Here is a 12,439-nt window from a genome sequence, read left to right as displayed (position 1 = left end):
GATACTCAATTACTAAGGGTTCTAATATTTAATAATATTAAAAAATCGAAATATTATTTCTTGGTATTTAATGTTAGGTTGTGTTTTAGCTAATTAATCCTATCTTTCTTTCATTACGGAAATGGCTGGTTTTTGGCGACCATGTAAGAAAAAGTAAAGTATCATCGATAATAGGCTAATTAATGCACATACCAAATATAAACCATGATAACCAGTATATGGAATAAGTTGCCCCATGAAATATGGTCCAAGACCAATACCAAAATCAAATAGTATAAAATAGGTGGAAGTGGCTTGCCCAACTTTATGGTGTGGAGAAACTTTTACCGCAACCGCTTGGGCAGTTGATTGAAAGTTACCAAAACCTAGCCCTATTAATGCGCTTGACAGCAGTAGAACTAAAGCATTGTTTGCAATACTAAGTACCATAAAGCCGATGCTGAGTAAAAATAAAGTAGGGTAAATAATAACATTTTCACCTTTCAGATCGAATAACCGACCACTAAATGGTCGTGAAATTAAAATAAATATGGCATAAATAGCAAAGAAGAAACTAGCTGCTTCGATTAAACCCAATTCTTGAGCATAAAATGAAAGATAAGCTTGAATGGCTGCATAACCAACAGAAACAAGCATTACAATAAATGAAATTCGTAAAGCACTAGGTTCAATGTAACTTGATAGTTGTAACCATGCCACTTTGTTTTGGTTAGTGTGAGTTTGTGGTTTATTGATCACTAATTTATTAGCTTGTAGTTGTAAAGCGATTAATAAACAAATTGCCCCAATAACAACAGAGAAATAAAACAGTATATTGAAATGAACATATTGTACTAGCAACATTCCGGCAAAAGGACCTAATGCTGTAGCCAAAATAGTACTTAAACTAAAATAACTTATGCCTTCACCGCGACGATTAGGTGGTACTATATACACCAAAATAGTTCCGGTTACGGTGCCAATTACGCCAACAAAAATACCACTAATAAAACGGATAAATATTAAAGATGAGAGATTAAAAGCCGTAAGATACAACGCCATGGTGATGATAAAGCCAATAATACCAACAAAAAGAACTTTTTTGCAGCCTATCATTTCCAGGAAAAAACCAGTTATAAATCTTCCCACCAAACAACCAATAACCATTGTTCCGGTAACTAATCCAGCCACACTTTTACTTGCATCAAAGGTATCGACGACATAATTACCAATGGTTACCAGCAACATATAATAACTGACTAGAACTAATAAATTGATTGCAGCAACAACAATAAAGTCTGCACTCCACAATTTTGTTTGTGATTGCTTATCCATAATAAAACAACTTATTTGTGCTTTTGACATTCACAAATAAATATACGCATTATTCATCCATATTATTTCTGATTGGTTGGCTACGAAAACACCAGAAGGATTTATTTTGACCCGGAAATATTTGGGTATAAATTTGGTATATCTATTTTAATGGTTAATAAAAATTATCCATTTACTAATACTATGAGCAAATGAGTAATTTAGTTCTGCCAAGATCAGCAAGGAAATTGACATCGCTAGGGACTATAGGACGATTTTTAAATTATTTCAATAAGTTGAAATAAAATAGCATTTTTTGTTTAAACCTCACTAACTCGTGGTTAGTAAGGTTTATGTAATAGTGAAAAGTTAAAAACTGCTTGTATCTTTGAATAAACCAACCTTTAGATCGGTGGCTTCATAAATTGGTTTACCATCAACTAAAACTTCGCCATCACCGATTCCCATAATTAATTTACGATTAATAACTCGTTTAAAGTGAATTTTATAAGTGACTTTTTTATTATTTGGTAATACTTGACCTTTTAGTTTAAGTTCGCCAACTCCCAAAGCTCGGCCTTTACCTTTACCACCAAGCCAACCTAAATAAAATCCTACTAATTGCCATAAAGCGTCAAGGCCAAGGCAACCAGGCATAACTGGATCGTTTTTAAAATGGCATTTAAAGAACCATAAATCAGGATTGATGTCCAGTTCAGCTTCGACATAACCTTTGCCAAAATTACCGCCATCTTCATTCATTTCGATAACGCGATCCATCATTAACATTAAATCGGATGGTAAAGGGGGACCGTCGTGACCAAATAATTCATTATTACCTGATTTAATCAGATCTGCTTTATCGTATGAAGACTTACGTTCAAATGTCATATAAAAACCTTTTGTTTGTTGTTAATACATAAATGGTTGTTAAAATAATTTTTGAAAAACCATATTACGAAAATTAATCGTTATAAAACTAATCTATTACCATTGCATCTAGCAATGGCTCGGTGCTTTAAAGTTTATGGGCAATTGCTACTTTTTGCAATATTTTTGCCATTTACTCAGCCAGCTATTATGTTTTTTATCTTGTAATAGCATTGTTTGCATGCGGGCATGAATCAACTTATATAAACTAATACTAGATTCATCTTTATAAGGAATACCGGTCAATAAGTAAAGTGCTTCTGCTATATGTTCAACTGCCCAAATTGAAAACTTATCTTGCTTGATTGCAGCTATCACATCATCATTTAAACTTAAATGCCGTTGATTACTAGCTGGAATAATAACGCCTTGTTGACCAGTTAATCCCTGATTCTGGCATACAGCAAAAAAGCCTTCAATTTTCTCATTAACTCCACCAATCGATTGCACATGCCCAAACTGATCTACGGAACCTGTGACCGCTAGTTGTTGATCTATTGGTTGTTGAGAAAGGGCACTAATTAAAGCACAAAGCCCGGCAAGTGAAGCACTATCACCGTCAATTTCGCTATAGGATTGCTCAAATACTAAAGAAGTTGAAAAGGGCAATTGATGATTAATCGCAAACTCAGACATAATAAATGACTGCATAATCATCATACTTTTGGAATGAATACTACCGGCAAGTTCGGTTTTACGTTCAATATCAATTAATTCACCGTCACCAAAATGCACTAAACAGCTTAAGCGCGTTGGTTCGCCAATCATTCTTGGATAACCCGGATATTCAATAACCGATAAGCCATTAATCTGCCCTACTACTTGATTTTTAGTATCTATCATTATTTGATTACTAAAAATTTCGTCATGAAATCGCTCAATCAAGTAATCCTCACGCCATGATTTTTGGGTAATCGCTTGTGTTAAAGAATCATTATCAATGGTATTATTTTTAGCAAAATATGCAGCATCAACCAGTAACGACTGCACCCAATCAACAGCTAGTGGCAAATAATATTGATCACCAGTGTAACGAGTTGCTTGTTTATAAAATCTAGCAAAAGCGGATTTATCAATAGTAGGTAATTGTTGATTATGGGCAATAAATTGCAAATAACTAAGCCAGTTGGTTATTTGTTCGGTTGATTTGATTTGCAATTCATTTTCAAATTCAGCATAAATTGCCGTAGCATAAAACTCAGGTTCAAATTCTTGTAAATCAGACAAACTTAAGCGATCACCAACTAAAATAATACGTAAGTCTAGTGGCATTGACGGTATGGCTAAAGGTAAAGGATGGGACTCATCAGAAGAAAACCATTCAAACTCTTGTTTGATTACCATCTGTTTTAGCTTTGCCCATAGGGAAGGTTGGCTGAGTAACGAACGTAAACCTAAGATTAAAACACCACCATTAGCCTGATGTACTAAGCCAGCTTGTAATTTGATGGGGCTATTTTCTGGTTGTCTAACACAACCAAACAGTTTTTCCGCGTCAACAGTAGTTGCTGATAAACAATTATCTAAAGTTGCAAAATTATCTTGCTTACTTTTAGCCGCAGTCAAAGTGATTTTATTTTCACCAAAATAGTAGCTATAACCTAATTCCATGGTGGATGTGTTTAATTTAACTGATTGCCTTAGTAAATCAAACAATAACTCACTCTCATTCGCCTTGAGTAACATAAAGCGAGGCTGGTAATTGGCTCTTGTTGTTGGGCATAACATCGACAAAGCAGAAGCAACGCGTGGCTGCCAACTAAGTAAATGGTCAGATTTACTTGGTTCAGAAGGGGCGCTGGTGTCGGCCTTGGCTATTAGTTCATTAAGTTGTTCTAAATTAGGTTGGGTTTGCTTTGCTGTGAGTTGTGTAATTGCCAAAATAATTATCTTTTTTGTTAACGAAAATAATTTGCAAATTATAACAAGTATCGATTATAACGCCAACAGTTAGCAAAATGTTTATGCTAACAAATAAAAAAATTACAGAAAGATTTTTTCAAATCAGGTAAACTACTCGACAATCTAAGGTTTGTTTTACTTTCTTAATTTTTATCAGCAACAATTAAATATGCTCAAAATCAAAAATAATCACTTAAAGGATGACCGCTCTTCACAAATAGTAAGTTGGGGGCATTGGTTTACTTTATTTAACATTTTTGTAGTTATTATATTAGGTAGCAAATATTTGTTCATTGCCGATTGGCCACGAACTTTTATTGGTAGATTCTATGCCATTATTAGTGCTATTGGGCATTTTAGTTTTTTAACTTTTATTACCTATTTGATTTTACTTTTTCCGTTAAGTTTTTTTATTTATTCATCACGCTGGCAACGAATTATTGCCACTATCATTGCTACTGTTGGAATATCACTATTAGTTATTGATATTGAAGTTTTTTCGCATTTTCGAATGCATCTTAATTTATCTATTTTAAAGTTATTTTTTAATCAAAAAGCTTCTTTTTTAAGCGTCGAATTTATTGCTATTCCTTTTATCTTATTGATAGAAATTTTATTTTCTGTTTGGAGTTGGAAAAAATTACGTAGTCTGAGTAAACGTAGACGCTATGCTAAGCCAGTAGTTATTTTATTTATTGTTTGTTTCATTTCTTCACATTTAATTCATATTTGGGCGGATGCTAATTTCTACCGTCCAATAACTATGCAACGATCGAGTTTACCACTCTCTTATCCACTAACAGCCCGACATTTTCTTGAACGTTATGGATTTATTGAGGAAAATGGTTATCGTGATCGTCTTGCTCAAGAAGGTAATCCTTTTGCTATGACCATCGAATATCCTCTTGGTCGCATTGCTTTTGATGAACCTACAGTGAAACAAAATGTGCTAATGATTATGATTGACGGTTGGAATAGTAAATTATTAACCAATAACATGTTGTGGTTGAATAAATTTGCTCAAGAAAATACCCAATTTACTAATCATTATGGAGCCAGTAATGAAGCCTATTTAAATGATTTTTCACTATTTTATGGTTTAGATCCAAATTATTACAACAGTATCTTAACAGGTCACAAACCATCAGTATTATTGGATGTGGTTGCCAAGCAACATTATAATTTAGGTTTATTTGCAACAGATGGTTTTTCAGAACCATTATATCGAAATGCGTTGTTATCTAACTTTACTCTGCCTGAACCAAAGAGACAATCGAATAAACAAGTAACAGATAATTGGATGGCATGGCATGATGAGCAAAATAAACTTGAAAACCATGCACCATTATTTTCGATTATTCACTATTCACTTAGTGATAAAAATAAAAAAGTATCATTAACAGAATATGAGAGCGCCGCAAAAAAATTAGATCAATATTTAGAGTCATTAATAGCTTATCTGCAATTATCTAATGCTTATGAAAATACTATTATCATTATTACCGGAACTAATGATATTAATGTTGATGAAACTAAAAAAATAGTTACACCTAATAATGGTAGTATTTTTAATCGTGACTCAATAAAAGTGCCTTTGATTATTAGGTGGCCAAATAAAGAAAGTGCCCGAATTGAGCAAACAACTTCGCAGACTGACATTATGAGAACATTAATGCAAGATGTATTTTGGGTTACTACTCCAGCCAAACAATATAGCCAAGGTCAAAATTTATTTGATAATAATCGTCGCCAATGGGTAGTAGCAGGCAATGAAAACGAAGTTGCGGCCCTTTATGATGATAAAACTGTTGTTCTCGATGCTTTTGGGCGGTCAAAAATTTATAACCTTGATGGTAAATTACAAAAAGGTGAGGTAATTAGTCTGCCAATATTTTTACAAATTGTCACCGAAAACCGTCGCTTTATGGTGGTGGATAATTAAAATCGGTAGTTGTGACTTATTATTCATCTAATAATTTATTGATTAATTATTTTGTAAAGATGTTTCAGGAGTGCTATACGTTTGAGTATTTCATTTTACCGTAAATTAAAGTCTAAGGTGAAGCGATCACTTAACCTCTTTTCCCATTGCCTGTAAATCAGCATGATAAGAAGAACGTACAAACGGACCGCAAGCCGCATGGGTAAATCCTAAAGCTAAAGCAGTTTGTTTAAGTTCATCAAATTCTTGGGGAGAAACATAGCGCTCAACTGGTAAATGATATTTGCTGGGTTGCAAGTACTGACCAAGAGTTAACATAGTTACCCCATGGAAACGTAAGTCTTTTAGTACTTGAATTAGTTCTTGATTGGTTTCACCAAGACCAACCATTAAACCTGACTTAGTAGGGATTTCAGGGTGTTTTTCTTTAAAAGAGGCTAATAATTTGAGTGAACCTTCATAGCTAGCCCCTGGACGGATCTTTTTATATAAGCGGGGAATATTCTCTAAATTATGGTTAAAAACATCTGGTGGATTATCACTCAATACTGCCACTGCTTCATCAATACAACCACGAAAATCTGGAGTTAAAGTTTCTACTTTGATGTTAGGGCTCGAAGCACGTATTTCCGCAGTACAAGCAGCAAAATGGCTGGCACCACCATCTTTGAGGTCATCACGATCCACCGAAGTAATAACTACATAGCGTAATCTCATTTCCTGAATTGTTAGAGCTAATTTATTTGGTTCCTCATGATCAGGTGGTAAAGGACGGCCATGAGCAACATCACAAAATGGACAACGGCGGGTACAAATATCACCTAAAATCATAAAAGTAGCGGTACCGTGATTGAAACATTCAGCCAAATTAGGGCAAGATGCTTCCTCACAAACTGAATGTAACCCATGCTTACGCATAGTATTTTTTATATGCGCAATATTATCTGAATGGGCCGATAATTTAATCCGCATCCATTCTGGTTTTTTGAGTGGAGCGGCATCTTCTAAAGTAATTGTAGGAATGAGTCGGGTTTTGTCAGCATCACGATATTTTGAACTTCTAATTATTGTTTCATTATCTGGCATAATTTTTTATCTTATTGGTTAGGTAACTGACTAACAAAAATATCAGTTAACAATTGTTTTATCTCTTGGCGATCAATTGATGCAACATAATCTTTCAATTGCGTCATTTGCAATCCCGCATAACCACAAGGATTGATGTTATTAAATGGAGTAAGATCCATATTAATATTTAATGCCAGTCCGTGTAAGGTACAACCATGTTTAATATGTAAACCTAGTGAGCAGATCTTTTTATTGTCAATATACACACCCGGGGCATCAGTTTTAGCATATGCTTCAATATTGTAATGAGCTAATGTTTGAATAACGCTATTTTCTAAGTAACTAACTACTTGGCGAATACCAATTTTTCGTCGTTTCAAATCCAACAGAATATACATTATTTGTTGACCGGGAGCATGATAAGTAATTTGCCCTCCCCGATCAGTTTGAACTACTGGGATATCAGTTTTAGTTAATAAATGTTCAGGTTTACCAACCTTGCCTTGCGTGAATACTGATGGATGCTCAACTAGCCAAATTTCATCGTTCGTTTGATGATTGCGGTTTTGGGTAAAGTCATGCATAGCTTGGTAAGTTTGCATGTAAGGCATATTACCTAAATCTCTAATAACGACATTATTGAACATATAATTAATACAAGTATTTATAAATTAATTTACATCTATATAACAGATTTTGCTACACCTTGACAACTGAGGCTAAATCAAGATGTAAGCAAAACTATCACTTTTAAAGACTCTATTTTTAATAAAATTATTATTTATCAATTAATTAAGATTTCAGTAACAAATGTATTGAAATAGTTGATTAATTTGATAGGAATTAACATTCTTTTCTAATTGCCGGTTTGCTTTACTTTTCTTTTGAAACTGGCATCCTTATATGAATTAAACTCCGTTATGCAGAGTTGGAAGTTATTATTAGTTATAGATTTAGTTATAGCTAACGATAGTGAATGCTGCATTTTTTCTAACAAAAAAAGAGGTTTTTATATGTCGGACATGCAAATGAATGATATCGATCCCATTGAAACTCAAGATTGGCTGAAAAGTCTTGATTCAATCATTCGTGAGGAAGGGATAGAACGCGCGCAGTATATTATCGAACATCTTGTCAATAAAGCGAGAGATGGGGGCGTCCCATTGCTTTTTGGTTCTTCAACAAGTAATTATATTAATACCATTCCAGTAGAAGAACAACCTGCGTATCCTGGGGATTGGGAGATCGAAAGACGCATTCGTTCAATTGTCCGTTGGAATGCTATGATGATGGTGCTGAGAGCCTCTAAAAAAGATTTAGAGCTTGGCGGGCACATGGCTTCATTTCAATCAGCAGCTACTTTTTATGAAGTTTGTTTTAATCACTTTTTTCGTGCTCGAAATGCTAAAGACGGCGGTGATTTGGTTTATTTCCAAGGACATGTTTCACCTGGTATATATTCACGAGCTTTTGTTGAAGGACGCTTAACAGAAGAACAATTAGATAACTTCCGACAAGAAGTTCACGGTAAAGGTTTGCCTTCTTACCCACATCCAAAATTATTGCCTGAATTTTGGCAATTTCCAACAGTTTCAATGGGCTTAGGTCCAATTAGTGCAATTTTCCAAGCTCGCTTTTTAAAATATCTAAATCACCGCGGTCTTAAAGATACAACTGAGCAAACCGTTTATGCATTTTTAGGCGATGGCGAAATGGATGAGCCAGAATCAAAAGGTGCCATTACCCTTGCTACTCGTGAAAAATTAGATAATTTAGTTTTTATCATCAACTGTAATTTACAACGTCTTGATGGACCAGTAACAGGTAATGGAAAAATTATCAATGAATTAGAAGGGGTATTTGCAGGTGCTGGTTGGGATGTAATTAAAGTTATTTGGGGCAATCGTTGGGATAAACTGTTACAAAAAGATAAATCAGGTAAATTAATTCGTTTAATGAATGAAACCCTTGATGGTGATTACCAAACTTTCAAATCTAAAGACGGAGCCTATGTTCGTGAACATTTCTTCGGTAAATATCCCGAAACAGCTGAATTAGTTAAAGACATGACTGATGAAGAGATTTTCCGACTAAATCGTGGTGGTCAAGATCCTGCAAAAATGTTTGCTGCTTTTAATCGTGCAAAGCAAACTAAGGATCGTCCAACGGTTATTTTAGCCCATACCATTAAAGGTTATGGCATGGGGCAGGCAGCTGAAGCCAAAAATATAGCTCACCAAGTTAAAAAAATGAATATGGATGGCGTGCGTCATGTGCGTGATTTCTTCAATATTCCAGTCACCGATGATGCTCTCGAAAAATTACCTTATATTAAATTCGAAGAACACACTCCAGAATACAAATATATCCATGAACGTCGCAATGCTTTACATGGTTATGTTCCTTCAAGATTAACCAAATTCTCAGGTACTGTTTCAATCCCACCGTTAACTGAATTTTCCTCATTGCTTGAAGCGCAAACCAAAGAAATTTCAACTACTATTGCATTTGTGCGAGCACTGAATATCATGCTGAAAGATAAAGACTTGGCACCTCGTTTAGTACCAATCTTAGCTGACGAAGCGCGTACTTTTGGTATGGAAGGTTTATTCCGTCAAATTGGTATCTATAACCCACATGGGCAACAATATACACCACAAGATAAAGAACAAGTGGCTTATTATCGTGAAGATGAAAAAGGTCAAATTTTGCAGGAAGGTATTAATGAATGTGGGGCTACCGCTTCATGGTTAGCTGCTGCAACTTCTTATAGTACAAATGACTTCCCGATGATTCCTTTTTATATTTATTACTCTATGTTTGGTTTCCAACGTGTTGGTGATTTAATGTGGGCCGCAGGTGATGAACAAGCACGAGGATTCATGATTGGTGGTACTTCGGGTCGTACTACTTTAAATGGTGAAGGTTTACAACATCAAGATGGTCACAGCCATATTCAAGCCTTAACTATTCCGAACTGTATTGCCTACGATCCTGCTTACGCCTATGAAGTCGCTGTAATTATGCAAGACGGTTTGCGCCGTATGTATGGTGATCAAGAAAACGTTTACTACTATATCACAACGCTTAACGAAAACTATGCTCAACCAGCTATGCCAGAAGGTGCAGAAGAAGGTATTCGTCGTGGTATTTATAAACTTGATAGAGTAGAAGGTCAAAAAGACAAACCATCAGTGCAGTTATTAGGTTCTGGCTCTATTTTGCGTCATGTGCGTGAAGCAGCTGAGATTCTAGCTAAAAACTATGGTATTAGCTCAGATGTATACAGCGTAACTTCTTTCACTGAACTTGCTCGCGAAGGTCAAGATTGTGAACGTTATAATATGTTACATCCAAGTGAAAAACCTAAAGTTCCATACATAACTCAAGTGATGAATAGCAATCCAGCGGTTGTTTCAACTGATTATATGAAATTATTTGCCGATCAAATTCGTGCCTTTGTTCCAGCTGAAAATTATAGAGTCCTTGGTACTGATGGTTTTGGTCGTAGTGATAGCCGCGAAAATTTACGTCATCATTTTGAAGTCGATGCATCTTATGTCGTGGTTGCTGCATTAGGCGAACTAGCTAAACGTGGTGATATTGCAACAAGTGTAGTAGATGAAGCGATTAAAAAGTTCGATATTAATCCAGATAAACTAAACCCACGTATAGCATAAGAGGTAACGATAATGAGTATTGAAATTAAATTACCCGATATTGGCAATGATGAAGTTGAAGTCACTGAAATTTTAGTAAATGTGGGTGATAAGGTCGATGTAGATCAATCGTTATTAACGGTTGAAGGCGATAAAGCCTCGATGGAAATTCCCGCTCCTCAAGCTGGGATTGTTAAATCAATTATTGTTAATGTTGGCGACAAGGTAACCACTGGTGTTAGCATTATGGTGTTTGATGAAGCTGGTGCTAGTACTCCAGTAGCTAAAGACGAATCTCTAGCCGCAACTTCTGCACCAACAACAGCTGCTGCCCCGGTAGAAAGCCAAGTTGTTGATGTTAATGTACCGGATATTGGTGGTGACGAAGTTGAAGTTACCGAAATTCTTGTCAAAGTTGGTGACACTATAGCAGTAGATGATTCCTTGATAACAGTTGAAGGAGATAAGGCTTCAATGGAAGTACCTGCAACTATTGCAGGGGTGGTGAAGAGCATTACCATTAAAATAGGTGATAAAGTTAAAACTGGTTCTAAAATTATGGAGTTTACTACTAGTAGTGCTAGCGATGTTGCAGTTAAAACCCAATCATCAACTCCAGTTGCCACAGCTAGTGCGCCAAATACTCCTGCTCAAACCCAAGTTACAACTACATCTTCAGTCACAACTACTGCCGGTAATGATTTTGTTGAAAATGATACTTATGCCCACGCGACACCATCAGTCCGCCGTTTAGCGCGTGAATTTGGTATTAACTTGGCAAAAGTTGCACCAACTGGTCCTAAACATCGTATTTTGCGTGAAGATATTCAAACCTACGTCAAAAATGCCGTAAAACAAGTTGAAAGTGGTGCTTCAGGCAGTGCATTACCTGGTTTATTACCTTGGCCGAAAGTTGATTTTAGTAAATTTGGTGAAATAGAAACACTTCCATTGACTAAAATTCAAAAAGTTTCAGGTGCTAACTTACACCGTAATTGGGTAATGATTCCACATGTTACTGAATTTGACGACGCCGATATTACCGATCTAGAAGCCTTCCGTAAGCAGCAAAACGCTGAAGCTGATAAGAAAAAACTGGACCTTAAGATCACGCCGTTAGTGTTTATCATGAAAGCGGTAGCCAACGCTTTAACTGCTTATCCACGTTTTAACAGTTCTATATCCGAAGACGCTCAAACATTGATTATTAAAAAATACATCAATATTGGGGTGGCGGTGGACACGCCAAATGGTTTAGTGGTACCAGTATTTAAAGACGTTGATAAAAAAGGCATTGTACAGCTTTCGCGTGAACTTGCTGAAATATCGAAAAAAGCACGTGATGGCAAACTAACTGGTGCTGATATGCAAGGTGGTTGCTTCACTATTTCAAGCTTAGGTGGTATTGGTACTACCGCGTTTACGCCAATAGTTAATGCACCAGAAGTTGGTATTTTAGGGGTTTCGCGTTCCAGCATGAAACCAATTTGGAATGGTAAAGAATTTACACCTCGATTAATGTTACCTTTATCACTTTCATTCGATCACCGAGTAATTGATGGTGCCGATGGTGCACGTTTCTTAAGCCATATTGTTAACGTCTTATCCGACTTACGTCGTTTAGTGATGTAAGGGAGGGGAATAT

General features: G+C 35.7%; 8 protein-coding genes. 3 read left to right on the top strand and 5 right to left on the bottom strand.

Annotated elements, in window-relative coordinates; translation table 11 throughout:
* Positions 1–99: 99 nt before the first annotated feature.
* The 3 genes from A9G12_RS07005 to A9G12_RS06995 all read right to left on the bottom strand — a co-directional run bounded on the left by A9G12_RS07005 (position 100) and on the right by A9G12_RS06995 (position 4,104).
* Entirely contained in the window at positions 100–1,314 is a 1,215-nt protein-coding gene (locus A9G12_RS07005; RefSeq protein WP_065565590.1) for an MFS transporter, read from the bottom strand.
* A gap of 348 nt (positions 1,315–1,662) precedes the next feature.
* Positions 1,663–2,184 carry a bifunctional 3-hydroxydecanoyl-ACP dehydratase/trans-2-decenoyl-ACP isomerase gene (fabA, locus tag A9G12_RS07000; RefSeq protein ID WP_065565143.1) on the bottom strand — a complete coding sequence of 174 codons (522 nt, stop codon included), beginning with the start codon at positions 2,182–2,184 and terminating at the stop codon, positions 1,663–1,665.
* A gap of 147 nt (positions 2,185–2,331) precedes the next feature.
* On the bottom strand, positions 2,332–4,104 hold the full coding sequence (locus A9G12_RS06995; RefSeq protein ID WP_081299687.1) for an AAA family ATPase: 1,773 nt from the start codon (positions 4,102–4,104) through the stop codon (positions 2,332–2,334).
* 190 nt (positions 4,105–4,294) lie between these two features.
* On the opposite strand from A9G12_RS06995, the gene A9G12_RS06990 reads away from it, so the two are divergent.
* The gene (locus tag A9G12_RS06990; RefSeq protein WP_065565142.1) at positions 4,295–6,067 is read left to right on the top strand and encodes a DUF3413 domain-containing protein; all 1,773 of its coding nucleotides are present in this window, start codon (positions 4,295–4,297) and stop codon (positions 6,065–6,067) included.
* A 126-nt stretch (positions 6,068–6,193) separates the two neighbouring features.
* Here A9G12_RS06990 and lipA read toward each other — a convergent pair whose 3' ends face one another.
* Positions 6,194–7,153, bottom strand: a complete 960-nt coding sequence (gene lipA, locus A9G12_RS06985) for a lipoyl synthase (RefSeq protein ID WP_065565141.1) — start codon at positions 7,151–7,153, stop codon at positions 6,194–6,196.
* 11 nt (positions 7,154–7,164) lie between these two features.
* Positions 7,165–7,782: a lipoyl(octanoyl) transferase LipB gene (lipB, locus tag A9G12_RS06980; RefSeq protein WP_065565140.1), complete on the bottom strand. Its 618-nt coding sequence runs from the start codon at positions 7,780–7,782 to the stop codon at positions 7,165–7,167.
* 366 nt (positions 7,783–8,148) lie between these two features.
* Between lipB and aceE the strand changes: the two genes are divergently transcribed.
* On the top strand, positions 8,149–10,815 hold the full coding sequence (gene aceE / locus A9G12_RS06975; protein WP_065565139.1) for a pyruvate dehydrogenase (acetyl-transferring), homodimeric type: 2,667 nt from the start codon (positions 8,149–8,151) through the stop codon (positions 10,813–10,815).
* A 12-nt stretch (positions 10,816–10,827) separates the two neighbouring features.
* Positions 10,828–12,426, top strand: coding sequence for a pyruvate dehydrogenase complex dihydrolipoyllysine-residue acetyltransferase (aceF, locus tag A9G12_RS06970; RefSeq protein ID WP_065565138.1), 1,599 nt, complete (start codon positions 10,828–10,830; stop codon positions 12,424–12,426).
* The last annotated feature ends 13 nt before the right edge of the window (positions 12,427–12,439 follow it).

It is taken from the genome of Gilliamella sp. wkB112 (genome assembly GCF_001690685.1).
Lineage (GTDB): Bacteria > Pseudomonadota > Gammaproteobacteria > Enterobacterales > Orbaceae > Gilliamella > Gilliamella apicola_J.
This window is presented reverse-complemented; position numbering and strand designations above follow the sequence as displayed.